Here is a 26,345-nt window from a genome sequence, read left to right as displayed (position 1 = left end):
GCGGGATCACTTCTCCTCGGCGGAGGACCGGGCGTCGTCCGCGACGACCTCGGGGTGCCCGTCGTGCAGCTGGATGTGGCGGTGCTCGCGGCGCATCTTCGCCAGGCTCGCCAGCGTCGCCACGGTCATGCTCAGCACGATGACCACGAGCGAGGTGATCGTGTCGATGTCCCACACCGGCACCGGCTCGCCCCCGTTGAGGAAGGGCAGGTCGTTCTCGTGCAGGGCGTGCAGGACGAGCTTCACGCCGATGAAGGCGAGGATGAACGCGATCCCGTACTTGAGGTACTCGAGCTTGTCGATCAGCCCGCCGAGCAGGAAGTAGAGCTGGCGGAGCCCCATCAGCGCGAAGACGTTCGCGGTGAACACGATGAAGGGGCTCTCGGTGATGCCGAAGATCGCCGGGATCGAGTCGAGCGCGAAGAGCAGGTCGGTCGAGCCGATCGCGAGGAACACGATCAGCATCGGCGTGAAGTGGCGCGTGCCGTCGATCGTGGTGCGGATCCTGGAGCCGTCGAACGAGTCCGAGATCTTGACGCGGCGGCGCAGGAGCCGGATGAGCAGGTTGTCGGTGCCCTCGTCCTCGTCCTCCGCGCCGAACGCCTGGTTCCAGGCCGTGTAGACCAGGAACGCGCCGAAGAGGTAGAAGATCCAGCTGAAGCTCTCGATGAGCTGCGCGCCGAGCAGGATGAAGACGCCGCGGAAGACCAGCGCGATGATGATGCCCACCATCAGCACCTCCTGCTGGAGCTTCGCCGGCACCGCGAAGCGGCCCATGATGATGACGAAGACGAACAGGTTGTCGACCGAGAGGCTGTACTCGGTCAGCCAGCCTGCGACGAACTGGCCGGCCAGCTCGCCGCCGCCGAGGATCAGCATCAGCAGCGCGAACACGAGCGCCAGCGACACGTAGAAGCCGACCCACAGCCCCGACTCCTTCAGGCTCGGCACGTGCGGGCGCTTGTAGACCAGCAGCAGGTCGGCGGCGAGGATCAGGCTCAGGACGACGAACGAGCCGATCACGAACCAGACGGGCAGATCGAGCATGGGGGCCTTCCGAGTGGATGAGGGGCCGAAAGTCTCTCCCCGGGGAGCGGACGGCCGTGCCGGTCCGCGTCACCCGTCCCGCCCCGGCGCCGCGCAGGGGCGGTGCGTACTGACGGGAGCGGAAAGGCGGGATACTCCCCTTCGCGGATGCGATCCTAGCGCCGATCCGGCGGGATGCGGCCCCGGGGAGGCGGAGCGGGAACGAGGCGATCGGCGCGATGCGTCGAGCGGGTGCCGCGTGGCGAGCACCCGGGTGTTAAACGAGAAGAACCCCCGGTCAGACCGGGGGTTCTTCTCGTGTTGCCGTGGTGACCCCAGCGGGATTTGAACCCGCGTTACCGCCGTGAGAGGGCGACGTCCTAGGCCGCTAAACGATGGGGCCGCGTTTTTGCAACTCGAAGAGTGTTGCACACGGATCCGCATCGACGCAAATCGAGCGCCCGGCCCATCCGGTCTCCGCTCGGCCCCGGCCTTGCCCGCCGCCCGCCGAGGCGGTTGGCTCGGGGCATGAGACTGACGAAACTCGAGCACGCCGCCGTCCTGATCGAGGAGGACGGCGCCCGGCTGGTGATCGATCCGGGGTCCTTCACCCGGCCCGTCGAGGGGACGACCGACACCGTCGCCGTGGTGCTCACCCACGAGCACGCCGACCACTGGACCCCGGAGCAGCTGCAGCGCCTGCGCGACGCGGCCCCGTCGCTGCGGATCCTCGGCCCGGCCGGGGTCGCCGCCGCCGCCGAGGGCTTCGACGTCGAGACGGTCGCCGACGGCGATGTCGTGACGGTGGGCCCGTTCGAGCTGCGCTTCTTCGGCTCCCGTCACGCGGTGATCCACCGCAGCATCCCCGTGATCGACAACGTGGGCGTCCTGGTGAACGGCCGGGTCTACTACGCCGGCGACTCGTTCACAGTGCCGGAGGGCGTCGATGTCGAGATCCTCGCTGCTCCCTCGGGAGCACCGTGGATGAAGATCGCCGAGGCGATGGACTACGTGCTCGAGCTCGCCCCGCGGCACGCCTTCGCGACCCACGAGCAGGTGCTCTCGGAGGCGGGGCGCTCGCTCGGCCACGACCGGCTCGGCTGGGCGGTGCGCGAGGGCGGCGGCGAGTACCACGCCCTCGAGCCGGGCGACGTGCTGGAGCTCTGACGGCGGGACTCGCCCGCGATCACTCGTACCATCCGGGCGCCCGCTCCTCGTGCCGTGGCTCACCGGACCGGCGGAGCCGCCGTCGCCCGAGCGCGAGAAGCAGCAGGGAGAGGCCCAGAGCGAGGATGCTCGGCGGGACGGCGACGAGGAGCGCCGGGCCCGGAGCGACCGCCTGCAGGACACTGCTCGCGCTCGGCTGCCCGTCGGCCACGCCGACCACGAGCGCTATCGACGGCGACACGACGATTAGGGCTGCCAGCCACGCTGGAACCAGGACGAGGGCCGGAGCGAGCGACGGTGTCGACGTCGATCGCCGAAGTGCCAGCGCCGCACACGGGAGGACGAAGACGAGCGCTCCAGGAAGGAGCCCGACCGCCGCGAGGAAGAGGAGGAGGGAGGCGAAGCCGGGTTCCACGAGCGCTCCGAGTCCCGCCAGCGCCGCCGTCACGCCGACCGGGAGGAGGGAGACGGCTGCGGCCCACCCGAGAACGCGCAGCGCGCGTGGCTCCGCGCCATCGGAGACGTCGATCACGAGGTCCTCGAGGGGGCCGGCGAGCGTCGGCCGCCGGTGAAGCGAGGGGTCGACGACCCCTCACGGCCTGCTGGAGTCCTGGCGGTGCAACGACGACGGCCGGGCCGGGGGCGCGCCCCGGCCCGGCCGTCGATCCGATCCCTCACCGGATCAGTAGTACTCGCCCTGGCGGTAGTCCCAGGAGTTGAACTGCTCGGCGAGGTTCAGCATGATGCGCTCGTAGTCGAGGCCGCGGCGGATCAGCACGGGGCCCGGGGTGATCGAGCGCTCGCCGCCCTGCACGGGGATGAGGGCGCCCGAGGCGTCCACCATCGAGACCATGACGCCCTGCTCGTGGCGGGAGTCCTCGTCCTTGTCCGGCTGGATCGAGGAGACGTAGGAGTCGGCCGAGACGATGACGTCGGCCTCGTTCTCGATCCGCTCGCCGATGTTCGCGACGCGGCCGCGGTTGCCCACGCCCGAGGGGTTGGCCGAGCTGGCGAAGGTGAGGGTGCGGTCGCGCTCCCACATGGTGGCGACCAGCTGCTCGGCCGGGCGGCCGAAGCGGATGACGAAGCAGCTGGTGCCCCGTCCGTCGCGGACCAGCTCGCGGGCGTCCTCGTCGATCAGGTCGACGGCCTCGGCCTTCCACGGGAGGATGCAGCCGAGCAGGACGTCCTGGTCCCAGTGCTTCTGGTAGAAGGCGAGGACCTCCTCGTTGAGCTCGGCGAGCTCGGTGAGCTGCTCGATGCTGGAGCAGAGCACGACGCCCGGCTTGTTGCGGTTGCGCTGCTTGGCCGAGAACTTGCGCTCGAGGCCCGCTCCGTCGGTCGTCATCAGGATGTAGCCGACCTTGGTCGCGCAGACGACCAGTCCACCGGGGGCGTAGAGCGCGTCCACCGCTTCCGCAGGAGCCTGCTCACGCCATTCGATCACCGTCGTGCTGGTCATTCTTTCCCTTTCGTGGTGTCCAGAGACGCCATGGGCGGGGCCCCGGCCGAGCGGAAGCCTAGCGGATCGCCTCCCGTCGTCCGCGGCGGTGATGCCGCGAACGGACGCGCACCGGGCTCCGGATCGACTCCGGTGCCCGGTGCGCGCCCGTCCGCGCCGCGCGCGCCGACGGGACGGCTCAGGCGAGGGCCGTGAGCGAGCCTCGCGCGAGCGTGTTGACGGTCAGATGGAAGCCGACCAGCGAGGCCGGAGTCGACTCGTCGACCGGCAGCGTCGGCACTCCGAGCGCGTGCACCGTGAAGAGGTAGCGGTGCGGGCGGTCACCGGGCGGCGGGGCCGCACCGGCGTAGGCGAGCGACCCGAGGTCGTTGAGCGCCGGGCGCCCCACTTCCGTCGAGCCGGCGGCCAGCTCGGTGACCTCCTTCGGGATGTCGACCAGGACCCAGTGGTGGATGCCGCCGAGGGTCGGCGCATCGGGGTCGAACACGGTCACGGCGTACGACTGCGTGCCCTCGGGGCCGGCGCTCCAGCGCAGGGACGGGCTGGTGTCGCCGCTCCCCTGGGCCTCGGCGAGCCGCTCGCCGTCGGTCACGTCGTCGCTGGACACCTCCAGGGGCGCCGTCGCGGGCAGGAAGTCGAGCGGGTGCGGGGGCGTGCTCCTGGTCAGATCGGTCATGTCGTTCTCCTTCTCTCTCAGTCGGTGACTCGGCCGCGGACGCCGTCGAGCCAGTAGTCGGAGTGGCGGTCCGCGGTCGCCGCGTCGCGGAACGAGTACGTCTTCAGCAGCCAGCGGAAGCGGGTCTTGTCGCGGTCCTGGACGTCGACGAGCTGACGGCTGTGCAGGCCGTCCTGGTTCGCGATGATCAGCAGGTCCGCGTCGCGGATCCGGTGGTACTGCTCGCTGACCTTCGAGAGCGCATCGCGGAACTGCCAGAGCGCCCACAGGTGCGGCAGGTCGTCCGGGTCGGCCGGCACCGTCCGGGTGTCGTAGTAGCGGAAGCTGTGCTCGTTCTCGAGCAGAGCGTGCTGGTCCGACACGATCTGGTTCTTGTTCTGGGCGCGCGAGAGCTCGTCGAACGGGGTGATGTAGACCGCCTCGCGCAGGAGCGCCTGGTTCTCGGGTGAGATGAAGCGCAGGATCTCGCGGCCGTCGACGTACTTCGTGTAGACGAGGTCGGTCTCGGGCGTGCGCAGTCCCAGGAGCGAGATGAAGTCGGCGCGCACCGGGTGCGCGGTCCGCTCGTTGTGCCAGTACAGCTCGCCGTCGGTCTTCTGCGTCTGGGTGTTCGAGAAGCGGTTGTCGGCGTAGACGTCCTGGAAGAAGTCGCCGTTGTTGCGGGTGGCGTACGCGAGCAGCGGCGAGCCGAGGTACTGCGACTGCAGCTCGAGCAGGCCCTCGCCGACGAACGTCAGCTTCTTGCGGTACTTGTCCTCGAGCGCGTCGTCCTGGTCGAGCCAGGGGATCTCGTCGTCGACCGGGTTGTTCGAGATCAGGTGCGCGTAGGTGATCTTCTCGTCGCGCTCGCGCCGGATGCGGGCGAGCGCGTCGACGAAGCCCTGCGGGACGTCGCCGCTGTCGATCAGCGCGGCGATCGCGTCGCGGAAGCGGTCGTAGTCCTTGTAGGGGTCGATGGCGACCGCCAGCAGCGACTGCTGGAGGGTCGATCTGTCGGAATCGGAGAACGTGTAGATGGGCTGCATTGCTTCACTCCTTGCACGTGGATGAGGGACGCCGCCGGCGGGCTCGTCCCGGACTTCCTCTGTCACTCCGCTTCCGTGGTGACGGCCCTCCTCTCCTGTCGTCGCATCGAGACGGCCCCGATCGTCTGCGCGAGGACCGCGAGGACGACGAGGACGATGAGGGTCGGCGCGGTCCCTCCCGTGAGGGGGACGAGTATCCCGGCGCCGACGAGCAGGACGGCCTGGAGGATCCCCTGGTTGCGCTCCAGTCCGCGCATCACCGCGACCCGGGCGCCGTCCTCGAGCCCGTTCATCGCCGGCGCCAGGGCGATCATCGTCGCGGGCCGCACGAAGCCGCCCGCGATCCCGAGCAGGGCCAGGCCGGCGATCGCGGCGCCGAGCACCCCGAGGGTGGTCAGGGCGAGGCCCAGCACCTGGGTGAGCGCCGTCAGCCGGAAGACCAGGGGCGTGCCGGCGATGAGCGGCGAGAGCCGGGCGGCGGCCAGGCCGGCGAGCGTGTAGAGGCCGAGCACCAGGCCGAACGCGGGCAGCGTCAGACGCAGCTCCTGGAACAGCAGCAGCGGGATCACGAAGGTGTAAGCGGCGAGCAGGACGGCGCGGTTCACGGAGTAGTAGAGAGACCAGAAGCGCACCGCGGCGGGCAGGACGGCCGGCCGCACGGCGCGCGCCGCCACTCCCGAGGCGGCGCTCGCGCCGAGCGGCAGGCGGGCAAGGAGCACCACGGCCAGCGCGGCGCACGACACGAGCGCGCTGAGGAGGAACGGCAGCCGGTCCCAGAGCGCGAGCGAGGCGGCCCCGAGCACTCCCGCGCCGAAGGAGGCGAGGAACATTCCGCTCTGCACCCGCGTCTCCTGGCGGCGAGCATCGGCTCCGGCGCGCAGCGAGGAGGCCAGCGCGGCGTCCCGCCCGGCCGTCAGCGAGAAGCCGCAGCCGGCGAGCAGCTGGCTGATCACGACGGCGACCGGATCCGCGTCCAGCACGATCACGACGAGGCCCAGTGCCTTCACGCCCTCGCCGACGACGAGCGCGCCCGCCGAGGACAGGCGGCGTGTGAGCGGCGAGAGCGGGCCGTCGGCGAGCGCCGCCACCACTCCGTAGAGCGCCAGCAGCAGCGCCACGGCCAGGATCGGGTAGCCCCGCGCCAGCAGGAACACCGCGACCACGGGCAGGTGGAAGTAGGCGCGCGAGACGATCCGGTAGACCGTGATCAGCCCGGCGGCGCTGCGGCCGCGCGGGGCGTCCCCGCGCCCGAGGTCAGACAAGGGAGGGCACGACGACGCGCAGTGCGTCGGCGCCCACGTCGCCCTGACGGACGATCGACGCGCCGCCCACGAGGGAGACGATCGTGCTGCTCATCGTGGAGTCGGGGGCGGTGGTGCTGCGGATCAGGTAGTCGCTGTCGCCGCCGAGGTGCTCCGCGGCGAGGTCGAAGTCGACGAGTCCGGTCGACACCGTGCCGCTGATGTTGGCGGAGGTGGCCGCGAGCGGCAGGCCCGCGAATATCGAGAGCAGGTTGATCGGGGCGCTGAGGTTGTGCACGACCGACACCGTGTCCTGGCCCGAGGTGACCCAGTCCGGGACGACGGGCTTGCGGCGCAGGATGACGTTCAGCGGCCCCGGCCAGAACGCTGCGACGAGCGCGTCCATGTCGGCCGTCTCCGGGGCGAAGGCCCAGGTCGCCCAGTCGCGGGGCGCGGAGACGAAGAGGGTGAGCGGCTTCGCGCCGTCCCGCTTCTTCATGTCGTAGAGGCGGAAGCAGGCGCTGCGCGAGAAGGGGCTGGCGAACACGCCGTAGTTCGTGTCGGTCTGCGCGATGACGGTCGCGCCCTCGCGGAGCTCCTGCCCGACGCGCCGGAGCTCGTCGAGATCGGTCGCGTCGATGATCTGTGCCGTCATGGGTAGTGCTCCTGCTGCGCTCGGGCGCGTCCGGGCGGGGCCGGATCGCGTCGCTGTCGTGTGGCCCGCTGACGGCGGCGCCCCACGGAGGGCGCCTGGCGGGTCGGACGGCGGAGGCCGTCCGGATGCGGGTGACCACGGAGGAGAGATGCGGCTGCGTCCTCCCCCCGAGGACGTCTGCCCGGTGAAAGTAGCAGGGTGCGCATCCGGCCCGCGTGTTCGCGACGCTGCATGACGAAGGAAGTCGTCGACGTCGGGGAGCAGGGTCGGGGATCGGTATGTTCCGCTGACGCGCCGCGTCTCCGCGGCGTTCTCCCGGCTCCGCGGATCCGCGCGATCGTCCGTCTGGCGGCGCACCACGGCCGGGGCTGGACGGCTCGCGGCGACCCGGTCTCCGGGCCCTCCCGCTCCTCGACAGAAGGACCGCCCATGACCGACTACTGGCCCGTGCTCCTCATCCTGCTCACGATCGTGGCCGTCGTGGTCCTGATCGTCGTGCTGAAGGTCGAGCCGGTGATCGCCCTCCTCGTCTCGGCCCTCGGGCTCGGCCTCGTCTCGGGGCAGGGCGGCGAGGGGACGGTGACCGCGATGACGTCCGGATTCGGCGCGGTCCTCGGCGACATCGGCCTGCTGATCGCGCTCGGCTTGCTGCTCGGATCGCTCCTGGAGGCGCTGGGCGTGGCCCCGCTGCTCGCCCGCTGGCTCGTGAAGCGCTTCGGTCGGCGCGCGCTCCCGGTCGCCTACGCGCTGACCCTGGGCGTCGCCTTCCCCTCGATCTACTCCGACGTGCTGGTCGTGATGAGCGCACCGCTGACTCGTCTGGCCTCGCGGGGGCTCGGTGCCGGTGGCTACGGGCTGCTGGCCGGCTCCTCCATCGTCGGGATGATCGTGGGCGTGGTCTTCGTCGTCCCCGGAGCCGCCGCGCTGGCCACGGCAGGCATCGCGGGCGCTCCCCTGCCGTCGATGGTCGCCATCGGCGCCCCGCTGGGCATCGTCACCATCGTGCTGACCGTGCTGGTGTACAGCGCCCTGGTGAAGCGCGGCGGCTGGCGGGACGAGCGCGACCTCGAGGGCGGGGCGGTCCCGGGGCCCGCTCTCGAGCCCGAGGCGGGCGCGGCCACGGGAGGCACGGCGCTCGCGACGCGGCGGGTGCCGCTCGCGCTGGCCGTCGCTCCGATCGCCCTCACCATCGTGCTGATCGCCGCGAACTCGCTCACCCAGCTGGCCGAGCTCGACGTCCCCCTCCTGCGGTTCCTCGGCGACGCGCACATCGCGCTGCTGGCCGGCTTGGTGCTGGCCTACGCGACGGCACTGCGGACGCTCCCGAAGGGCGCCGTGGCCACGGCACTGGGCGGAGCACTGACCCGCAGCGGCCCGATCGTCGTCCTGACCGGGGTCAGCGGCAGCCTCGCCGCCGTGGTCGGAGGAACCGGGGTCGGCGACGCGCTCGCCGGCGCCTTCGACGGGCGGGCCCTCTCGCCGATCCTGCTCACCTGGGTCGTCGCGGCCGTGCTGCACGCGGCGATCGGCTCGGTCTCGACGGCCGCGATCACCGCGGTCGGCATCGTCGCCCCGCTGATCCCCGTGCTCGACGTGAACCCGGCGCTGATCGCCCTGGCCGCCGGCTCCGGCGCGCTCTTCCTCGGGATGGTCAACGCCAACGCGTTCTGGCTCTTCAAGTCCGTGCTCGGCCTCACCGTGCGGGGCACGTTCACCGCCTACTCGCTGACGCTCTCGATCGCCTCGGTGATCTCGCTGCTGGCGCTGCTGGTGGCGGGAACGTTCGTCTGAGCGTCGGCCGGCCCCCACGAGGCCACGCTCGCGAGGTCGGCGCCGAACTCGACCCGGAGGCGCACGGGCGCGCCCCCGCGCAGCACGCCCGGCAGCCAGAGGCGGGCGTCATCCCACATCCGCTCGAACGGCACCTCCTCGACCGGGACGAAGGCGGCGGCGAGCTCGCTCGACTCGGTGACCTCGCCGGTGACGCGGCGGCAGAGGAAGACGTGCGAGCGCTGGCTCCAGGCCGGCCGGTGCGGGAAGGAGTAGTCGAGCACGCCGCGCGGCTCCAGATCGGCCGCTCGGGCGACGAGCCCGGCCTCCTCCTGCAGTTCGCGGACGGCGGCGGCGACGGGCGACTCGCCGGGCTCGAGCTTGCCGCCGGGAGCGACCACGCGCCCCTCGCCGAGGCCGCGGCGCTTCCGGCCGAGCAGCACCTCCGCGCCCCGCGGGCCCTCGCGGAGGACGTAGACGACGCACACCTCGGGCAGTCCCACCGCGCACCTCCGCTCGCCGGGGCCGGGGGCCCGGCACCGCCGTCGTAGGCTAGCCCGGTGACGACGACCGCGCTCGAGCGCTTCCAGGCCCTGCTGCGCGTCGACACCGTGTCCCACTCGGACGAGTCGGCGACCGACTGGAGCCGCTTCCACGCCTTCCGGGAGCTCGTCGCCGAGCTCTACCCGGCGCTGCACGCGGCGCTGGAGTCCGAGACCGTCGCCGGCCACTCCCTCCTCTGGCGCTGGCGCGGTGAGGAGCCGGGCGAGCCGGCCGTGCTGATGGCCCACTACGACGTGGTCAGCGTGACGGCGGCGGAGTGGTCGCACGACCCGTTCGCGGCCGAGACGGTCGTCGCCGCGGACGGCCGCACCTCCGTCGTGGCGCGCGGCGCCCTCGACGACAAGGGCTCCCTCGTCGCCCTCCTCGAGGCGGTCGAGGCGGCCGTCCTGCGGGGCGAGCGGCCCCGGCACGACGTGTACCTCCTCTCCACGCACAACGAGGAGACGGCGGGCGACGGCGCCCCCTCGGTCGTCGCCCTGCTCGGCGCGCGCGGGGTCCGCCCGCGCCTCGTGCTCGACGAGGGCGGGAACGTGCGGCGCGGCATCCTGCCCGGCGTCACCACCCCGATCGCCGTGATCGGCGTCACCGAGCGCGGGATCATGAACCTCGAGCTGACCTGCCGCGACGTCGGCGGCCACGCCTCCGCTCCGCCGCCCCCGCCCGGGCTGCTCGCCACCCAGCGGCTCGCGAGGGCGATCCACCGCCTGACCGAGAACCCGTTCCCCTCGACCCTCCCGGAGCCGATCGCCCAGCTGGTGCGCGCGGCGGCCGACCACGCGGACGCGGCCCACGCCGTCTCGTACGCACGACCGCACGAGCACCCGGACGCCGTCGTCGGCGCGCTCGCCGCCCACTCCAACCGCTCGGCGGCGATGCTGCGGACGACGGTCGCGATCACCGAGCTGCGGGGCAGCACCGGAGCGAACGTCCTCGCCTCCAGCGCCAGCGCCACCGCGAACGTGCGGATCAACCCGGGCGGCACCGTGGCGGGCGTGGTCGAGCGCATCCGCGCCGTCATCGACGACCCGGAGGTCGAGGTCGAGGTGAAGGTCGCCCACGAGCCCTCCCCCGTCTCCCCCACCGGCGAGCCCGGCGACGGCGGGCCGTACGACCTGCTCCGCGCGGTCGTGCAGGAGTCGTTCCCGGACGCGGTCGTCGCCCCCTACGTGCAGACCGGCGGCAGCGACGCGCGGCACTTCCACGCGATCAGCGACCACGTCTACCGCTTCATCCCGTTCGAGATCAGCCCGCGGCAGCAGCTCGGGATCCACGGGGTCGACGAGTCGGTCGAGGCCGACCAGTTCGAGCGCGCGATCGAGTTCTACGCGCGGCTGCTCGCCCGGCTCTGATCGCGGCAGTCCTTCGGGGTCGGGGAGGACCGCGCAGCGACCGGCAACCTGGGAGAACCGTTCGATGACGCGCCGACCGGTGTTGGCCCGGAGTTCACCCCGCGATGATGGACTGGTCTCAGCGGGGTCGCCTCCGCTGGAGCAGTGCGCAAGTGCCGACGCCGGGTCGCGTGATCCGGCTCCCGCCGATCGTGGAACCCGAGGATCATGTCCCTCCGCCAGGCCGAGTACCCCCGGCCCAACCACTTCATCCTTCACCTGAGCGACACCCACTTCATCGCCGGAGACGGCGGCCTGTACGGCTCCGACGTCGACAGCGAGGCCCAGCTGCGGCTCCTGTTCGACGAGCTGGAGGCGTCCGGCGGACGTCCGGAGGCCGTCGTCATCACGGGTGATCTCGCCGACAAGGGCGAGCCGGAGGCGTACGCGAAGCTGCGCGCCGTCGTCGAGCCCGCGGCCGCACGCCTCGGCGCCGAGGTGATCTGGGTGATGGGCAACCACGACGACCGCGGCGCGTTCCGCTCGGGGCTGCTCGACCAGCTCCCGACCACGCAGCCGATCGACCGCGTGCACGACGTCAACGGGCTCCGGATCATCGCGCTGGACTCCACCGTGCCCGGCGCCCACTACGGCGAGATCTCGGACGCGCAGCTCGACTGGCTGGCGGAGGAGCTCTCCAGCCCGGCCCCGCACGGCACGATCCTCGCGCTGCACCACCCGCCGGTGCCGAGCGTGCTCGACCTGTCGGTCCTCGTGGAGCTGCGCGACCAGCCCGCCCTCGCGGAGGTGCTCGAGGGCTCCGACGTCCGCAGCATCATCGCGGGCCACCTGCACTACTCGTCGACGGCGATGTTCGCCGGCATCCCGGTCTCGGTCGCGTCGGCCACCTGCTACACCCAGGACCTCAACGTGCCGGTGGGAGCGACCCGCGCCCGCAACGGCGCCCAGGCGTTCAACCTGATCCACGTCTACGACGGCACGGTGCTGCACTCGGTGGTGCCGATCGGCGCCTCGACCGAGGTGTCCTACGTCTCGGCGAACGAGACGCAGCGGATCCTCGCGGACCACGGCGTCGAGATCGCCGCGGCGACGGCGGCCCCCGTCGCCCGCGACGAGGCGCTGTACCCGCCGCTCGTGGAGCCGGTGGGCGTCAGCGCGTAGCGGCGCGGCGGGGCGTCGGGGTCGCCCCGACGCCTCCGGGCGCCGCGTCGACCGCGTCCTCGGACACGGCCGGCGGTGTCAGCGCCCGCCGGCGCGGTCCCGTGCGAACAGCCACCCGGCGAACGCCAGCGCCGCGGCCAGCGCGACGCCCACGCCAACGCCCGCTCCCACTCCGATGCCCGGGAACACGAGCGAGCTCGCCAGGCCGAGCAGCAGCCCGGCCACCGCTCCCCCGACGGCCCAGCCCACGGTCAGTCCTCGCGCTCCCACGGAGCCGGGATCGGGTAGTACTCCTCGAGGAACCCGATGACGGCCTTGGTGCGCGCCTCCGCCGAGATCTCGGGGAAGCTGCCGTCGTTGAGGCAGAAGAAGTCGACTCCGCGGTTCTTGAGGAGCTTGCGCATGTCCTTCAGCCCCTGGTGCATCGTCGTGTCGACGTACTTCACCGAGGCGTTCTCCTGCACGACCGCGCGCCCGGTCATCAGCGCGTAGTAGTGGTAGAGCGAGTTGGTGACGGAGACGTCGCTCGCGGAGCGGAAGCGGCTCGCGGCGGTCGCGGTGAACTCCGGCTCGAACTCGGCCTCGAGCTCGGCCATCACGGTCTTGCGGAGCGGCGTGGCGGCGTGCTCGAGGTGACGGGTCGTCATCGCGCCGAAGCGCTCGCGGAGCAGGCGCCGGTTGACGCGGGCCGCGTTCTCGAAGCCGCTGCGGGAGGCGTTGGAGTCGCCCATGCCGATGCGCGTCGTCGCCTCGATGAACTTCGTGATGCCCCCGGGCGAGAAGAAGATCGACGGGTCGACCGGGCGCCCGAAGAACATGTCGTCGTTGGAGTAGAGGAAGTGCTCCGCCAGCCCCGGGATGCGGTGCAGCTGGCTCTCGACCGCGTGGGAGTTGTGCGTCGGCAGCACCGAGAGGTCGCGGAAGTGGTCCTCGCTGCGCACGAGGGTGACGTCCGGGTGCTCGTCCAGCCAGCGCGGGCGCGGGGAGTCGGTGACGATGTAGATGTGCCGGATCCACGGCGCGTACATGTAGACGCTGCGCAGGGCGTACTTGAGCTCGTCGATCTGACGGAAGCGCGCCGGAGCGTCGTCGCCCTCCCCCACCACGTAGCTCGCCATGCGGGCCGCACGGGCGCGCTGGAACTCCAGGTCGGTGCCGTCGACCCACGAGAAGACGATGTCCACCTCGAAGCGGATGTCGCTGACGAGCGGCTCGAACATGCCCTCGAACGTCGGCCAGGTGCGGCCGTAGGCCTCGACGTGGGCGTCGATGGCTTCGGCGACGGGGAGGCTGTTGCGCATGAGCGCGTTCTCGGCGGGAGTGATGATCTCCTCCTCGCCCACCTTCCACAGCTCGAGGCGGACGCCGCTGCGGGCGCCGTAGCGCAGCGATCCCGTCGAGGAGACGCGCGGGCGGAAGAGCTTGAAGACGGAGGCGCGCGGGTACGGCGCGAGCACGCCCTCGGCCAGGAGCTGCGGCGGGGTGCCCCGCTTGTCGACCGTCTTGGCGTAGAAGGGCTCGGTCGCGAAGGCGCGCGCCAGCAGCGTCGCCAGCTCGGCGCCGAGCACGCGGTCCACCGCGAGGAAGGGCGAGCCGTCGGTGCCGCGGATGAGGCGGTAGGGGAATTCGGCGGCGTCGAGGACCTCGCCGATGGCGATCAGGTCCTCGGTCCAGGCCGCGCGGGGCGTCGTACTCGAGTTCACCAGCGAGAACAGGCCGGCATGGACCACGACGTCGTCGCGGTCGAAGTGGCGCGGGCGCAGGAGCGGTGACGGAAGAGCACGGACGGAAGGCATGATTCACATTATCCGCCGTGGATTTCGTCCGTGTGACCGGGCCGTCGGCTTGACAGCGACCGCGGGGCCGCACGGTCAGCGCGAGAGCGACCCCAGACGGTCCCCCGCCTTCTCCGCGGCCTTCGCGGCCCGCCTGGCGCGGTGCCGCTCCTCGGCGGCGACGACCCCCAGCGCGAAGGCTCCCTCCCCGCTGCGATCGGCCTCCTCCAGGATCAGCGCACGGGCGGCGAGCGCGTCGCGCTCCTCCCCCAGGGCGTCGGCGAGGTCCTCGCCCGCCTCGGCGAGCGAGCGGCGCCGGGCGCCGACGGCCTCGGGGACGACCGCCCGCCACGCCTCCACGGTGTAGCGGAGCCGCTTCGCCGCCTTCCGCAGGTCGTGACGAGCCTCGAGCGAGCCGCCGGCCGCCGCGGACCCCGCCGCGGAGATGCGCGCGAGGTCCTTCGCGACGGAGCGGCGCACCAGCGCCGTCGCGCTCGAGCTGGCCCGCGCGGTGCGGGGCGGATCCGCGAGCAGGGCGTCGAGCGAGGCGAGGAGCGCGAGGTAGCGGCCGCCGCGCAGAGTGCGGTCGACGCGGCGCAGCGCCGAGGCGTGCCGGTGCTCGATCTCCTCCAGCAGGGCGGTGGGGGTGCTCGGGGCGCCCTCGACGGCCGCCAGGGAGGTGCGGAACCGCTCGGCGAGCACCTCCTGGTCGCGGGCCGCGCCGAGGACCCCTCCCAGCCAGCGCAGCTCGTCCCGCACGGGGTCGGTCGCCGCACGGTCGAGCACGGAGCGGGAGGCGGCGAGGACGGACCGGAGCCGGCGCGCGAGCACGCGCATCCGGTGCAGGGCGTCGTCGGCCTCGAGGCGCACCCGCGGGTCGACGGCGCGCAGCTCTCGCAGGAGCGAGCGGACCGCGGCGAGCGCCGCCTCCCCGCCGTTCCGCGGATCCGGGACCGTCTCCTCGATCGGACCGCCGGTGGCCCGGGCGAGCTTGGAGGCGCTGGCGGCCGGGCGGGCGCCCGCGGCGAGGAGGCGCTGCTCGATCGCGTCGAGGACCCGCTCGCCCTCGTCGCCCGGGACGTCGACGAGCTCGACCTCCCACTCCCTCCAGCGCCGCTCGCGGCCGGTGCGCTGGTCGCGCGCGGTCACCAGGTCGTCGGCGATCTCGGCGAGCTCCCGCCCGTGGGAGTCGAGGGCGCGGGTGATCGAGCGGACCGTCTCGAGCATTGCCAGCGGCTCGAGCGGCGCGCGCCCCACCTGCCCGAGCACCGGCTCGCGGACGGCGGACGGGACCGTGCGCGAGGCCGTGAGCTCCGCGTGGATCTCGGTGCGGCCGGAGGAGCCGGGCAGCTTGACGTGCCAGCCCTGGTCGGATCCGCCCTCGCGGCGGCGCAGCGTGATGCGCCCCCGGGACAGAGCGCGCTCGGCGGTGTCGAAGTACTCGGCGCGGAGGGTCACCGGCTCCTCGGTGCGGACGCTCGCGACGCTCCCGGTGCCGGTCAGGTCGGGCAGCCGGGTGCCCGCGTCGACGTCGTACTTGCGCTCGACCTCGGTCTGCACTCTCCGCGCACCGCCCGCCCGGGACGTCGCCGACTCGTTCTCCGCACCGCTGGCCATGCTCCATTGTGATCACGCCCGGCGCCGCTGCGGCACCCCGGGCGGCCAGGGGCGCCCTCGCCCTAGGCTGGAGCGATGACCGCGCCCGTTCCGCCCGTCGCCCGCCGCGTCCCCCTCGAGCGCCGCCACCACGGCGACGTGGTGGTCGACCGCTACGAGTGGCTGCGCGAGAAGGAGAGCCCCGAGGTGATCGCGCACCTCGAGGCCGAGAACGCGTACACCGAGGCGGTGCTGGCTCCTCTCGCTCCGCTGCGCGAGCGCCTGTTCGAGGAGATCCGCTCGCGGACGAAGGAGACCGACCTCTCGGTCCCCGTCCGGGAGGGCTCCTGGTGGTACTTCTCGCGCTCCTACGAGGGCCGCCAGTACGCCGTGCACTGCCGAGCGCCGATCAGCGGGCCGGACGACTGGACGCCGCCGTCGATCGCCGAGGGCGGTCCGCTCGAGGGCGAGCAGGTCGTCCTGGACGGCAACGCGGAGGCGGAGGGGCACGACTTCTTCTCGCTCGGCAGCTTCGACGTCTCGGCCGACGGCCGACGGCTGCTCTTCGGCACCGACGTCGAGGGCGACGAGCGCTACACCCTCCGCATCCGCGACCTCGAGACCGGCGAGGACCTGCCGGATGTCATCGAGGGCACCGGCGGCGGAGCGACCTTCGGCGCCGACGCGCGCTTCGTCTTCTACCCGACCGTCGACGAGTCCTGGCGCCCCGACACGATCTGGCGGCACGAGGTCGGCGCCGGGACCCCGGACGAGGTCGTCTTCGCCGAGCCCGACGAGCGCTACTGGATCGGCGTGGGCCTCACCCGCAGCCGCCGCTTCCTCGTCATCGAGATCGGCAGCAAGATCACGAGCGAGTGCCTGCTGCTGGACGCGTCCGACCCGACCGGCTCCTTCCGCTCGGTGTGGCCGCGACGCGAGGGCGTGGAGTACGAGGTCGAGCACGCCGTCGTCGACGGACGCGACCGCCTGCTGATCGTGCACAACGACGGCGCCCTCGACTTCGAGATCGTCGAGGAGCCGGCCGACCTGTCGCGCGACGCCGACGCCCGGGCCCGCGAGCGCCGCGTGGTGGTGCCGCACCGCGAGGGCCGCCGGATCGAGGGCGTCGACGCCTTCGCCGGGCACGTCGTGGTCTCGTACCGCGCCGACGGAGCCACCCGGCTCGGGCTGCTCCGCGAGGACGGCACCGGAGCGCGGCTCGAGGAGATCGTCTTCGACGAGCCGCTCTACGACGCGGGCCTGGCGGGGAACCCGGAGTGGGAGCAGCCCTCCCTCCGCCTCGCCTACACCTCGTTCGTCACCCCCTCGACCGTGCTCGCGCTCGACATCGCGACGGGCGAGCGCACGGTGCTCAAGCAGCAGCCGGTGCTCGGCGACTACGACCCCGCGCTCTACGTGCAGAGGAGGGAGTGGGCCGTGGCGGAGGACGGCACGCGGGTGCCGCTCTCGCTCGTCTGGCGCCGCGACGCCGCCGATCCGGACTCGGCCCCCGCGCCGCTCCTCCTCTACGGCTACGGCTCGTACGAGGCGAGCATCGACCCGGGCTTCTCGATCGCGCGCCTCTCGCTGCTCGACCGCGGCGTCGTCTTCGCCGTCGCGCACGTCCGCGGCGGCGGGGAGATGGGCCGCTCCTGGTACGAGAACGGGAAGACGCTGGCGAAGCGGACGACCTTCACCGACTTCGTCTCCGCGGCGCGGCACCTGGTCGACGCGGGCTTCACCACTCCGGACCGCCTGGTCGCGCAGGGAGGGTCGGCCGGCGGCCTGCTGATGGGCGCGGTCGCGAACCTCGCCCCGGAGGCGTTCGCCGGCGTCCTCGCGCAGGTCCCGTTCGTCGACGCGCTCACCTCGATCCTCGACCCGTCGCTCCCGCTCACGGTGATCGAGTGGGACGAGTGGGGCGACCCGCTGCACGACGCCGAGGTCTACGCCTACATGAAGTCGTACTCGCCCTACGAGAACGTCCGCGAGGGCGTGCAGTACCCCCGGATCCTCGCGACGACGAGCCTCAACGACACCCGGGTGCTGTACGTGGAGCCGGCGAAGTGGGTGGCCAGGCTCCGCGAGGTCGGCGCTCCCGCGCTGCTGCGCACCGAGATGACAGCGGGACACGGCGGAGTGAGCGGACGCTACGAGCGCTGGCGCGAGATCGCGTTCGAGTACGCCTGGACGCTGGACGTGCTCGAGCTGGCCTGAGCGCCCCGCCGCAAGCCCCTCCGCCCGTCGTCCGCGGCCAGTAGGGTTCGGGGTGCCGACGGAGGGAAGAGCATGAGCGCAGGCCTGTCGATCGACCGCATCGCCGCATGGGTGGCGGACCAGAGGTGGTACGCGAGCAAGGGGCGGCGCCCCGAGCTGGAGGTCCGCGGCGCCTGGTCGCTGCACCCCGGCGAGGCGGAGGTGGTGGACCACCTCTTCATCGACCGGGCAGGCACGAGCCCGGTGCTGTACCAGGTGCCGGTGACCGTCCACGCGGCTCCGGTGCCCGGGCTCGAGGACGCCCTCGTCTACTCCGACGACGCGCACTACGTGTACGACGCTCCGCGCGACCCGGTGTTCGCCCGCGCCCTGCTCGGCATGATCGCCGACGGCGGCCGCTCCGACGAGGACGGCGCCCAGGGCGGCGCCCGCGCCGAGGGCCACCGGCAGCCGGGTGCCGCGATCGGGGCGTTCGCGTCCTCGAAGGTGCTCAGCGGCGAGCAGTCGAACACCTCGGTGATCGTCCGCACCACCGCCGACGACGGATCCGACGCGACCCCGGTGATCGTCAAGGTCTTCCGCGCCCTCCACCACGGCGACAACCCGGACGTGACGGTGCAGTCGGCGCTCAACGCCGCCGGGAGCGCCCTCGTCCCGCCCGTGATCGGCAACGTGACCGGCGAGTGGGACGACGAGGGCGAGGAGACGGGCCGCGCCTTCGGGCACCTCGCCTTCGCGCAGGAGTTCCTCCCCGGGGTCCAGGACGCGTGGCGCGTCGCCCTCGAGGCGGTCGCCGCCGACTCCGACTTCACCGGACCCGCCCGCGAGCTGGGCCGCGCCACCGCCGAGGTGCACGCGACGCTGGCGGAGGTCATGCCGACCGAGGACACCACGTCCGAGGTCGTCGACCGGATGGTCGCGGCCATGCGCCGTCGCCTGCGCATCGCCTCGGCCGAGGTCCCCGTGATCGCCGAGGACTCGGAGGCGATCGAGGCCGTGTTCCGCGCCGCCGAGACCGCGCCGTGGCCGAGGCTCCAGCGCATCCACGGCGACTACCACCTCGGGCAGGTCCTGTCCGTGCCCGGTCGCGGCTGGGTGCTCCTCGACTTCGAGGGCGAGCCGCTGCGGCCCATGCACGAGCGCCGTCTTCCCGACGTGGCCCTTCGCGACGTGGCGGGGATGCTGCGCTCCTTCGACTACGCGGCGGGTGCGCACGAGCAGGCCGAGCCGGGCGCCTCGAGGGCGGCCTGGGCGGCGGCGAGCCGGGCCGCGTTCCTCGAGGGCTACACCGAGCGGGCGGGCGACGCGGTCACCGCGCACCGGGCGGTGCTCGACGCGTTCGAACTCGACAAGGCCGTCTACGAGGCGATCTACGAGGCGCGCAACCGGCCGGAGTGGCTGTCGATCCCGGTCGCCGCGGTGCAGCGCCTCGCCGGGCGCTCGTAGGGTGGCAGGCATGAGCGACGACACCGACGACAAGAAGCCCCTGGACCCGCTGAGCGACTTCAGCATCCCGGGCGACACCGATCTGCACACGACCGGCGACGCCTCGGGCGCGGACGGCGACGAGATCGCGGAGCCCGGAGCGGACGAGGACTGAGCCGCCTGCTCCGCGGGGCCTGCCTCGGCCGTCGGCTCCGCTGAGCCGGCGGCCGTCCTAGCCCAGCGGGGCGAGCGGCTCGACCGCCGGCCCCTCCAGCACCGTCCCGTCGGCTGCGAAGCGGGAGCCGTGCAGCGGGCAGTCCCAGCTGCGCTCCGAGTCGTTCCAGGTGACGATCCCGCCCAGGTGCGGGCACACCGCCGACACCGCGCAGCGCCGCCCCTCCACGGTGGAGACCGCGACGGGCTGCAGGCCGTCGCGGGCGAGCGAGCCCTGGCCTTCCGCCGGCACCACCCCGGCCGAGCGGGGCGCGCGGAGCGCTGCCGACCACCCGCGGGCGTACCAGGCGCCCACCGCCAGCCCGGCGCCGAGCCCCTCCGCCATCACCCGCGGCAGCGTGGGCCGGCGGTGCAGCGTCCTCGCCCAGGCCGGCGTCCCGCCCTCGAGGTCGGCGACGAGCGTCAGCGCGGCCTGCACCGCGTTGGTCATCCCCCACTTGTCGTAGCCGGTCGCCAGGAAGATCCGTCCGCGGCCCCGCGGCAGCCAGCCCACGAACGGCACACGGTGGAACGGCTCGTAGTCCTGGGCGCTCCACTTCGCGACCGGCTCCGCCCCCGGGAAGGACCGCCGCGTCCAGGCGACCAGGTCGTCCACCGCCTCCGAGGTGACGGGCCTGCGCCCCACGGGGTGGCCGTTGCCGCCGATCAGGAGGAGCCGCTCGCCGTCGCGCTCGGCGTCGCGCACCGAGCGGGACGGCTCGTCGACCGAGAGGTACATGCCGTCGGGGATCGGCGCGTCGGTGCGGAACGCGACCGCGTACGAGCGCAGCGCGGCGATCTTGGCGAAGTACAGGCCGCGGTCGAGGATCGGCGCCCCCGTGAGCAGGTAGGCCCGGTCCCCGGTCACCGGGCCCGCGCTGGTGCGGACCCGGACGGGAGCGGTCGCTCGCATACCGAGGGCCCGGACGCCCTGCACCAGGGTGCCCCCGGCGGCGCGGAAGTCGGCGGCGAGCGCCGTGAGGACGTCCATCGGGTCGAACTGGGCCTGGTCGTCGAGGGCCACGGCCGCCGTGCTGGGGAAGGGCACGTCGAGCTCGCCGACGAGGCGGGTCGCGAGGCCGAAGCGGCGCGCGGTCGCGTGCTCCTTCAGGACGGCGTCCACGCCCTCGGGCGTCTGCGCGTAGCTGTAGGCGGTGCGCCTCTGCACCGGCACGCCCGCGCCCTCGCAGTAGTCGAGCAGCCAGCGGAAGCCCGCGAGGTTCGCCGCGACGTAGGCCTCGGTCACCGCGGGGATGTTGCGCTCCGCGATCCGGGAGAGGTGCGCTCCCTGCAGGAGGCTGAGCTTCGCCGTCGTGTTCCCGGTCGTGACCGCGCCGACCTCCCGCGCCTCCAGCACCAGCACGCGCCGGCCGGTCCGCTGCAGGAGGAGCGCGGTGACCAGCCCGGTAAGTCCGGCGCCGACCACGACGTCGTCGTAGTGCGCGCCCGGCACGAACTCGTCGGAGGGGATCGGAGCCGCGCCCGCCCGCCAGAGGGAGCGGGGCCGCGGGGCCGTCGTGGTCGTGTCCTCCGGAGTCATCGGGAGTCCCTCCGTTCAGGGGCCGGACGGCCCGCGAGCGACGCTACGCGGAGCCTCCGGCACCGTCACGGTGTTGACACGTCGCGGGACGCGGGCTCAGAGCCAGCCCCACCGCTTGAAGAGCCGGTGCAGCACCACGCTCGAGGCGAGCATCGCCGCGAGCGCCGCCGGGTACCCCCATGCCACGTGCAGCTCGGGCATCACGTCGAAGTTCATGCCGTAGATGCTCGAGATCATGGTCGGCGCGAAGAAGATGGCCGCCCAGGCGGAGATCCGCTTGACCTCGTCGTTCTGCTGGTTGCCCACCTCCGCGAGCTTCTTCATGTCCTCGTTCTGGCGCTGGGCGACGAGGGTCGCGTTCACCGCCAGGATCTCCCGCAGCGTGGTGCGGAAGCCGTCGACCCGCTCGGTGACGAGCGCGACGTGGTCGGCGACGTCGCGGATGTAGCGGCGCAGCTCCACATCCGACTGGAACACCTCGAAGTCGGTGACGAGCCGCCCGAGCATGCCGGTCAGCGGAGCGACCGCACGCTGGAAGTCCAGCACCTCCTGGCTGAGCTCGTAGATGCGGCGGGACACCGCCGGGTCGCCCTCGAAGACCTGCGCCTCGATCTCGTCGATGTCGTTCTCGAGACCGGCGACGACGGGCGAGTACTGATCCACGACGGCGTCGAGGATCGCGTACAGCACGGCGACCGGGCCGACGCGCAGCAGCTCCGGATCGGCCTCCATCCGCCGCCGCACCAGCGAGAGGTCGGGCTTCTCGGAGTGGCGGACCGTGACGACGAAGTTCGACCCCACGAACAGGTGGAGCTCGCCGAAATCGACCTCCTCGCGCTGGTCGGAGTAGCTGGCGGCGCGCAGCACCACGAACATGTCGCTGCCGTACCGCTCGAGCTTGGGCCTCTGGTGCGCGCTGATCGCGTCCTCGAGGGCGAGCGGGTGCATCGAGAACTCGTCCTCGAGCGCGGCGAGCTCGGCCGCGTTCGGCCGGTACAGCCCGATCCACGCCATCGCGTCGGGCAGCTTCTGCAGGGCGGCGAGCGCCTCCGGGATGCTGCCGGGAGAGACGACCCGGCGGCCGTCCTGGTAGATCGCGTTGTCGACCGTGCTGGTGCGGGCCGGCTCGTCGTCCGGGCGCAGACGCTGGATGGGAGCGGTGTCCTCGGCGGCGGCGCGGGTGCGCGAGCCCAGACCCAGGATCGTCGCGGGGACGCGGGGCAGCTTCACGACCATCTCCTCTGCTCGACCGACGCCCTATTGTGCACCTCCCGGTGAACGGGAGGTGTCCGTTGCGCCGCCGGTGTCGGAGGGCCTCACTAGCCTGGAGTCGCTCCCCCGGACGACGCAGAGGAAGGACGACCGTGAAGCTGCTGCACACCTCGGACTGGCACATCGGCCGCACCTTCCACGGGCACTCCACGACGGCGGCGCTCGCGACCGTGCTCGAGGCCCTGGTCGAGACGGTGCGGGCCGAGCGCGTGGACGCGGTGCTGATCGCCGGCGACGTCTTCGACTCCGCCGTGCCCGCCGCAGAGCACTACACCCTCCTCACCCGCACGCTCGAGGCGATCCGCGCGGCCGGCGCCGAGGTCGTCCTCACCAGCGGCAACCACGACTCCCCCGCCCGGCTCGGCTTCCAGGCCGGGCTCCTGCGCGGAGCGGGCGTCCACGTCCTCACCGACCCCGAGGCGTACGCCGAGCCGGTCGTGCTGCGCGACGCGTCCGGCCTCGAGGTCGGCGTCCACGGCATCCCCTTCCTCGAGCCCGCCCTCTACCGCCACCGGCACCCGGAGGAGCAGCTGCGCCGCCACGAGGACGTGCTCGCCTTCGCGATGGCGCGGGTGCGCGCCGCCGCCGAGGCGGCGGGCCGTCCCTGGGTCGTGCTCGCGCACTGCTTCGCGGTCGGAGCCCCGGCCGCGGTCCTCGAGCGCGACATCACGGCGGGCGGGCTCGACTACGTCTCGGTCGAGCACTTCGCCGCGGCCGACTACGCGGCGCTCGGGCACATCCACGGACGCGCCGAGCTGCTGCCGGGAGTGCGCTACTCCGGAGCGCCGCTGCACTACGCGTTCGGCGAGGCGTCGAAGCCGCGCGGCGCCTGGCTGGTGACGATCGGGCCCGAGGGGCTCGAGGGCGTCGAGTGGTCGCCGCTCCCCGTGCCGAGGAGGCTCAGCGTGATCGAGGGCGAGCTCCAGCAGCTGCTGCGCGATCCCTCCCTGGCCGAGGTGGAGGGCGACTGGGTCTCGGCGGTGCTCACCGATCCCGTGCGCCCGCTCGACGCGATGGCGCGCCTGCAGTCGCGCTTCCCCGGCTGCGCCACGCTCGAGCACCGGCCCCCGCACGCCGCGGCCGAGCCGCGCGCGTACGCCGAGCGGATCCGCGGGCGGAGCGACGTGGAGGTCGTCGACGACTTCCTCGCCCACGTCCGCGGCGGTCACGGCGCCACGGAGACCGAGCGCGCCCTCACCCTCGACGCGCTCGCGGCCATCGAGGCCGAGGCTCTGCGGTGAGGATCCGCCGACTCGCCTTCGCCGGACTCGGACCGTTCCGCGCCGAGCAGTGCGTCGACTTCGACCGGCTCGAGGACGTGGGCGTGTACCTCATCGCCGGGCGCACCGGAGCGGGCAAGTCGACGATCCTCGACGCGATCGCGTTCGCACTCTACGGCTCGGTCCCCCGCTTCGACGGCACCGCCTCGCGCCTCCGGAGCGACCACAGCGGCCCCGAGGACGAGACCTTCGCCGAGCTCGAGTTCGAGGCGGCGGGGCGCGTCTACCGCGTCCGGCGCTCGCCCGAGTACGAGCGGCCGAAACGGCGCGGCACCGGCACCACGACCCAGCCGGCGAAGGTCGAGCTGCTGGAGCAGGTCGACGGCACCTGGGTCGGGCTCTCGTCGAGCGCGAAGGAGGTGGGCGCCGACATCGGCCGGATCGTCGGCCTGACGAAGGACCAGTTCCTCCAGGTGATCCTGCTGGCGCAGAACCGCTTCCACGAGTTCCTGCTCGCGAAGAACGACGACCGGCAGCGGCTCCTGCGCACGCTCTTCGCGACCGAGCGCTTCGATCTGCTCCGCCGCCGCCTGCTCGAGCAGCGCGACGCGAGCGCCGTCGGGCTCGAGGAGGAGCGCGCGGCCGTGACGGCGCTCGCGGACGAGGCCGTCCGGCTCCTCGATGACGGAGCCGAGCCGCCTCTGCCGGACGCCGCCTGGTTCGCCGGCCTGCCGGCGCGGCTCGCCGCTCCGCTCGAGGCGGCCCGGGCCGGCTCCGCCGCGGCCGACGCGGCGCACGAGGCCGCGGGCGCCGCTCTCGACGAGGCCCGGCGCACCGCCCGGGGCCAGGAGCGGCGCCGGCGCGCCCTCATCGAGGCGGAGGAGCTCGTGGTCGCCGAGGCGCACGTCGAGCAGCAGCGGGCCGCGATCGAGCGCGCGCGCCGGGCCGACGGCGTGCTGCCGCTGCTCCGCTCCGCCCGGGCAGCCGCCGAGAAGGAGCGGGCCGCCCGGCAGCAGCGCGACCTCGCGGCCGACGCCTATGGGGACGCGTCCGGGGGCCCGGCCGCCGAGACGGCCGAACGGCTCGCCGCTGTCCTCGGCGCCCTCACCGAGGCGCTGGCCGAGGAGCGCCGGCTCCCCGACGCGGAGCGCGTCGCCGAGCGGTCCGCGCGCGCCGAGCAGGCGGCGGCGACCGCGCTCGCCGGGATCGAGGCGGAGCTGCGCGAGCTGCCCGCCCGCGTCGACGCGCTCGCCGGCGAGGAGGAGTCCCTGGCCGGGGAGGCCGCCGCCGTCCCCGCGCGCGTCGACGAGCTCGCCGCGCTCGAGCGGAGGATCGCCGCGGCCCTCGAGCGCGATCTCACTGCGGCGGGCCTGCAGCGGCTCCGCACGGCCTACGCCGACGCGGCGCGCGTCCACGGCGAGCGCGCCGCGGAGCAGGCCGCCCTGATCGCGCGCCGGTTCGCCGGTTTCGCCGGGGAGCTCGCCGAGCGGCTGGAGCCGGGCGAGCCCTGCCCCGTCTGCGGCTCGTGCGAGCACCCCCGCCCGGCCGAGCACGACGGCCCGACGACGGTCGGCACCGACGACCTCGACCGGGCCCGCGTCGCGGTGGAGCGCGCCGCCGCCGCCCTCGACGGCGCCCGCGAGCGCGAGGGAGCCGCGGCTCGGGCTCTCGCGGCGCTCGAGGAGCGCGTGGGCGAGGACGCGGATCCGGAGTCGCTCCGCCCGGCGCACGAGGAGCGGCTCGCCTCGGCGCGCCGCGCCGCCGCCCGCATGGAGGAGCTGCGGCGCGAGCGCATCCGGCTGCGCACCCGGATCGACGCTCTCACGACCGGGCGGGACGCCGCTCGCGAGGAGCACCGCGCCCTCGCCGACGAGTCCGCCCTTGCCGCTGAAGCGCTGCGGCTGCTGCGGGAGCGCGTCGAGGCCTTCCGCGACGGCGCGACGAGCGTCGCCTCGCGCGTCGAGCAGCTGAACGCCCAGCGCCGTCGTGCCGTCGCCCTGGTCGAGGCCGAGGAGGCGGCCGTCTCGCGGTCCGAGGCCGCCGCCGCCGCCCGGGAGGAGCTCGCCGAGGTCCTCGCCGAGCGCGGCTTCACGACCGCCGAGGAGGCCGAGTCGGCCGCGCTGGCCAGCGGGGACCGGGCGCGGGCCGAGGCCGTCGTCGCCGAGCACGAGCGACGGCGGAGCGCGACGGAGGCGGTGCTCGCCGACCCGGAGCTCCGCGGACTGCCGGGCACGGCCGTCGACCTCGCCTTCGCCGAGGAGCGCTCGCGCGAGGCCTCCGCCCGTCGCGACGAGGCGCGAGCCGGCCTCTCCGTGCTCGAGCACCGCTCGGAGCGCCTGGCCGAGCTCGCCGCGACGGCCGCGGGCCGCCTCGCCGTGCTGGGTGAGCGCCTCCGCCGCCACGAGGAGCTGCGCGCGCTGGCCGAGACCGTCTCCGGCCGGGGGCAGAACACGCGCCGGATGGACCTCGAGGCCTTCGCCCTCGCCGGACGCCTGGAGGAGATCGTGACCGCGGCGAACCTCCGCCTCGACGCGATGACCAGCGGCCGCTACGCCCTCGCCCACGACGACTCGCTCGCCTACCGCGGCGCCGCCTCCGGCCTCGGGATCGACGTGCTCGACGCCTTCACCGGCGTCCGCCGGCAGCCCGCCTCGCTCTCCGGCGGCGAGACGTTCCTCGCCTCGCTCGCCCTCGCCCTCGGCCTCGCCGACGTGGTGACGGCGCAGTCCGGCGGCATCTCGCTCGAGACCATGTTCATCGACGAGGGCTTCGGCTCGCTCGATGCCGAGACGCTCGAGACGGCGCTCAGCACGCTCGACGAGCTGCGGTCGGGCGGTCGGACGATCGGCCTGATCAGCCACGTCGACGCGATGCGCGAGCGGCTGCCGATCGGCCTCCGCGTCGCGGTGGGGCCGCGCGGCGACTCGACGATCCTCACCGGCTGAGCGGCCGCTCCCGGGCGAAGGGGCGACGACGGCCCGCTCCCTCCTC

22 protein-coding genes and 1 tRNA gene are annotated in these 26,345 nt (G+C 73.5%); 9 read left to right on the top strand and 14 right to left on the bottom strand.

Going from position 1 to position 26,345, the window contains the following annotated elements:
- Positions 1 to 6 precede the first annotated feature (6 nt).
- Together C5C69_RS05055 and C5C69_RS05050 are read right to left on the bottom strand one after the other, a co-directional pair.
- The gene (locus C5C69_RS05055; RefSeq protein ID WP_104223086.1) at positions 7 to 1,047 is read right to left on the bottom strand and encodes a TerC family protein; all 1,041 of its coding nucleotides are present in this window, start codon (positions 1,045 to 1,047) and stop codon (positions 7 to 9) included.
- A gap of 306 nt (positions 1,048 to 1,353) precedes the next feature.
- A tRNA-Glu gene (locus C5C69_RS05050) sits at positions 1,354 to 1,429 on the bottom strand.
- Between the two features lie 125 nt (positions 1,430 to 1,554).
- Here C5C69_RS05050 and C5C69_RS05045 point away from each other — a divergent pair.
- On the top strand, positions 1,555 to 2,193 hold the full coding sequence (locus C5C69_RS05045) for an MBL fold metallo-hydrolase (protein ID WP_104225619.1): 639 nt from the start codon (positions 1,555 to 1,557) through the stop codon (positions 2,191 to 2,193).
- A gap of 19 nt (positions 2,194 to 2,212) precedes the next feature.
- Here the strand turns inward: C5C69_RS05045 and C5C69_RS05040 are convergent, their stop codons facing one another.
- The 6 genes from C5C69_RS05040 to C5C69_RS05015 all read right to left on the bottom strand — a co-directional run bounded on the left by C5C69_RS05040 (position 2,213) and on the right by C5C69_RS05015 (position 7,252).
- Positions 2,213 to 2,725: a hypothetical protein gene (locus C5C69_RS05040; protein ID WP_104233773.1), complete on the bottom strand. Its 513-nt coding sequence runs from the start codon at positions 2,723 to 2,725 to the stop codon at positions 2,213 to 2,215.
- A 150-nt stretch (positions 2,726 to 2,875) separates the two neighbouring features.
- Complete coding sequence (locus C5C69_RS05035) at positions 2,876 to 3,655, bottom strand: L-threonylcarbamoyladenylate synthase (protein ID WP_104223084.1); 780 nt, start codon at positions 3,653 to 3,655, stop codon at positions 2,876 to 2,878.
- Positions 3,656 to 3,833: 178 nt separating this feature from the next.
- Positions 3,834 to 4,331, bottom strand: coding sequence for a YbhB/YbcL family Raf kinase inhibitor-like protein (locus tag C5C69_RS05030; protein WP_104223083.1), 498 nt, complete (start codon positions 4,329 to 4,331; stop codon positions 3,834 to 3,836).
- Between the two features lie 17 nt (positions 4,332 to 4,348).
- The gene (locus C5C69_RS05025; protein WP_104223082.1) at positions 4,349 to 5,356 is read right to left on the bottom strand and encodes a TauD/TfdA family dioxygenase; all 1,008 of its coding nucleotides are present in this window, start codon (positions 5,354 to 5,356) and stop codon (positions 4,349 to 4,351) included.
- Between the two features lie 62 nt (positions 5,357 to 5,418).
- Positions 5,419 to 6,618: a hypothetical protein gene (locus tag C5C69_RS05020; RefSeq protein ID WP_104233774.1), complete on the bottom strand. Its 1,200-nt coding sequence runs from the start codon at positions 6,616 to 6,618 to the stop codon at positions 5,419 to 5,421.
- The gene (locus tag C5C69_RS05015; RefSeq protein ID WP_104225616.1) at positions 6,611 to 7,252 is read right to left on the bottom strand and encodes an L-threonylcarbamoyladenylate synthase; all 642 of its coding nucleotides are present in this window, start codon (positions 7,250 to 7,252) and stop codon (positions 6,611 to 6,613) included. Before C5C69_RS05015 ends, C5C69_RS05020 begins: the two co-directional genes overlap by 8 nt.
- Positions 7,253 to 7,681: 429 nt before the next feature.
- On the opposite strand from C5C69_RS05015, the gene C5C69_RS05010 reads away from it, so the two are divergent.
- Positions 7,682 to 9,043: a GntP family permease gene (locus tag C5C69_RS05010; RefSeq protein WP_181028702.1), complete on the top strand. Its 1,362-nt coding sequence runs from the start codon at positions 7,682 to 7,684 to the stop codon at positions 9,041 to 9,043.
- Here C5C69_RS05010 and C5C69_RS05005 read toward each other — a convergent pair.
- The gene (locus C5C69_RS05005; protein ID WP_181065444.1) at positions 8,971 to 9,525 is read right to left on the bottom strand and encodes an 8-oxo-dGTP diphosphatase; all 555 of its coding nucleotides are present in this window, start codon (positions 9,523 to 9,525) and stop codon (positions 8,971 to 8,973) included. The two genes, C5C69_RS05010 and C5C69_RS05005, sit on opposite strands and share 73 nt — an antisense overlap.
- A gap of 57 nt (positions 9,526 to 9,582) precedes the next feature.
- Here C5C69_RS05005 and C5C69_RS05000 point away from each other — a divergent pair, with 57 nt between their 5' ends.
- Positions 9,583 to 10,935 carry a M20/M25/M40 family metallo-hydrolase gene (locus C5C69_RS05000; protein ID WP_104233776.1) on the top strand — a complete coding sequence of 451 codons (1,353 nt, stop codon included), beginning with the start codon at positions 9,583 to 9,585 and terminating at the stop codon, positions 10,933 to 10,935.
- A gap of 207 nt (positions 10,936 to 11,142) precedes the next feature.
- A complete protein-coding gene (locus C5C69_RS04995) occupies positions 11,143 to 12,096 on the top strand; it encodes a phosphodiesterase (RefSeq protein WP_104233777.1) in 954 nt (317 codons plus the stop codon).
- A gap of 78 nt (positions 12,097 to 12,174) precedes the next feature.
- Here the strand turns inward: C5C69_RS04995 and C5C69_RS16895 are convergent, their stop codons facing one another.
- The 3 genes from C5C69_RS16895 to C5C69_RS04985 form a co-directional block, all read right to left on the bottom strand.
- Positions 12,175 to 12,345 carry a hypothetical protein gene (locus tag C5C69_RS16895; protein WP_159939285.1) on the bottom strand — a complete coding sequence of 57 codons (171 nt, stop codon included), beginning with the start codon at positions 12,343 to 12,345 and terminating at the stop codon, positions 12,175 to 12,177.
- 2 nt (positions 12,346 to 12,347) lie between these two features.
- Positions 12,348 to 13,892: a stealth family protein gene (locus C5C69_RS04990; RefSeq protein ID WP_104233778.1), complete on the bottom strand. Its 1,545-nt coding sequence runs from the start codon at positions 13,890 to 13,892 to the stop codon at positions 12,348 to 12,350.
- Between the two features lie 75 nt (positions 13,893 to 13,967).
- Entirely contained in the window at positions 13,968 to 15,488 is a 1,521-nt protein-coding gene (locus C5C69_RS04985) for a CYTH and CHAD domain-containing protein (protein ID WP_104233779.1), read from the bottom strand.
- Between the two features lie 75 nt (positions 15,489 to 15,563).
- Here C5C69_RS04985 and C5C69_RS04980 point away from each other — a divergent pair, with 75 nt between their 5' ends.
- The 3 genes from C5C69_RS04980 to C5C69_RS16890 all read left to right on the top strand — a co-directional run bounded on the left by C5C69_RS04980 (position 15,564) and on the right by C5C69_RS16890 (position 19,284).
- Positions 15,564 to 17,684, top strand: a complete 2,121-nt coding sequence (locus C5C69_RS04980; RefSeq protein ID WP_104233780.1) for a S9 family peptidase — start codon at positions 15,564 to 15,566, stop codon at positions 17,682 to 17,684.
- 72 nt (positions 17,685 to 17,756) lie between these two features.
- Entirely contained in the window at positions 17,757 to 19,130 is a 1,374-nt protein-coding gene (locus C5C69_RS04975; protein ID WP_104233781.1) for a phosphotransferase, read from the top strand.
- Positions 19,131 to 19,140: 10 nt separating this feature from the next.
- On the top strand, positions 19,141 to 19,284 hold the full coding sequence (locus C5C69_RS16890; protein ID WP_181067829.1) for a hypothetical protein: 144 nt from the start codon (positions 19,141 to 19,143) through the stop codon (positions 19,282 to 19,284).
- Between the two features lie 57 nt (positions 19,285 to 19,341).
- On the opposite strand, the gene C5C69_RS04970 is transcribed toward C5C69_RS16890, so the two are convergent.
- Both C5C69_RS04970 and C5C69_RS04965 read right to left on the bottom strand, forming a co-directional pair.
- Complete coding sequence (locus tag C5C69_RS04970; protein WP_104233782.1) at positions 19,342 to 20,862, bottom strand: FAD-dependent oxidoreductase; 1,521 nt, start codon at positions 20,860 to 20,862, stop codon at positions 19,342 to 19,344.
- Between the two features lie 96 nt (positions 20,863 to 20,958).
- Positions 20,959 to 22,098, bottom strand: coding sequence for a magnesium and cobalt transport protein CorA (locus tag C5C69_RS04965; RefSeq protein WP_104223070.1), 1,140 nt, complete (start codon positions 22,096 to 22,098; stop codon positions 20,959 to 20,961).
- Positions 22,099 to 22,226: 128 nt separating this feature from the next.
- Between C5C69_RS04965 and C5C69_RS04960 the strand changes: the two genes are divergently transcribed.
- On the top strand, positions 22,227 to 23,375 hold the full coding sequence (locus tag C5C69_RS04960; protein ID WP_104233783.1) for an exonuclease SbcCD subunit D: 1,149 nt from the start codon (positions 22,227 to 22,229) through the stop codon (positions 23,373 to 23,375).
- Complete coding sequence (locus tag C5C69_RS04955; protein WP_104233784.1) at positions 23,372 to 26,299, top strand: AAA family ATPase; 2,928 nt, start codon at positions 23,372 to 23,374, stop codon at positions 26,297 to 26,299. Before C5C69_RS04960 ends, C5C69_RS04955 begins: the two co-directional genes overlap by 4 nt.
- Positions 26,300 to 26,345: the final 46 nt, after the last annotated feature.

Origin of the sequence: Rathayibacter sp. AY1C7, assembly GCF_002931865.1 — a bacterium.
In the GTDB taxonomy this organism is placed as follows: domain Bacteria; phylum Actinomycetota; class Actinomycetes; order Actinomycetales; family Microbacteriaceae; genus Rathayibacter.
This window is presented reverse-complemented; position numbering and strand designations above follow the sequence as displayed.

Bases quoted from the DNA above. Each gene is read 5' to 3' on its own strand.
- C5C69_RS05055 (WP_104223086.1), bottom strand. From the start codon at position 1,047: ATGCTCGATCTGCCCGTCTGGTTCGTGATCGGCTCGTTCGTCGTCCTG.
- C5C69_RS05045 (WP_104225619.1), top strand. From the start codon at position 1,555: ATGAGACTGACGAAACTCGAGCACGCCGCCGTCCTGATCGAGGAGGAC.
- C5C69_RS05035 (WP_104223084.1), bottom strand. From the start codon at position 3,655: ATGACCAGCACGACGGTGATCGAATGGCGTGAGCAGGCTCCTGCGGAA.
- C5C69_RS05030 (WP_104223083.1), bottom strand. From the start codon at position 4,331: ATGACCGATCTGACCAGGAGCACGCCCCCGCACCCGCTCGACTTCCTG.
- C5C69_RS05025 (WP_104223082.1), bottom strand. From the start codon at position 5,356: ATGCAGCCCATCTACACGTTCTCCGATTCCGACAGATCGACCCTCCAG.
- C5C69_RS05015 (WP_104225616.1), bottom strand. From the start codon at position 7,252: ATGACGGCACAGATCATCGACGCGACCGATCTCGACGAGCTCCGGCGC.
- C5C69_RS05010 (WP_181028702.1), top strand. From the start codon at position 7,682: ATGACCGACTACTGGCCCGTGCTCCTCATCCTGCTCACGATCGTGGCC.
- C5C69_RS04995 (WP_104233777.1), top strand. From the start codon at position 11,143: ATGTCCCTCCGCCAGGCCGAGTACCCCCGGCCCAACCACTTCATCCTT.
- C5C69_RS04990 (WP_104233778.1), bottom strand. From the start codon at position 13,892: ATGCCTTCCGTCCGTGCTCTTCCGTCACCGCTCCTGCGCCCGCGCCAC.
- C5C69_RS04985 (WP_104233779.1), bottom strand. From the start codon at position 15,488: ATGGCCAGCGGTGCGGAGAACGAGTCGGCGACGTCCCGGGCGGGCGGT.
- C5C69_RS04980 (WP_104233780.1), top strand. From the start codon at position 15,564: ATGACCGCGCCCGTTCCGCCCGTCGCCCGCCGCGTCCCCCTCGAGCGC.
- C5C69_RS04975 (WP_104233781.1), top strand. From the start codon at position 17,757: ATGAGCGCAGGCCTGTCGATCGACCGCATCGCCGCATGGGTGGCGGAC.
- C5C69_RS16890 (WP_181067829.1), top strand. From the start codon at position 19,141: ATGAGCGACGACACCGACGACAAGAAGCCCCTGGACCCGCTGAGCGAC.
- C5C69_RS04970 (WP_104233782.1), bottom strand. From the start codon at position 20,862: ATGACTCCGGAGGACACGACCACGACGGCCCCGCGGCCCCGCTCCCTC.
- C5C69_RS04965 (WP_104223070.1), bottom strand. From the start codon at position 22,098: ATGGTCGTGAAGCTGCCCCGCGTCCCCGCGACGATCCTGGGTCTGGGC.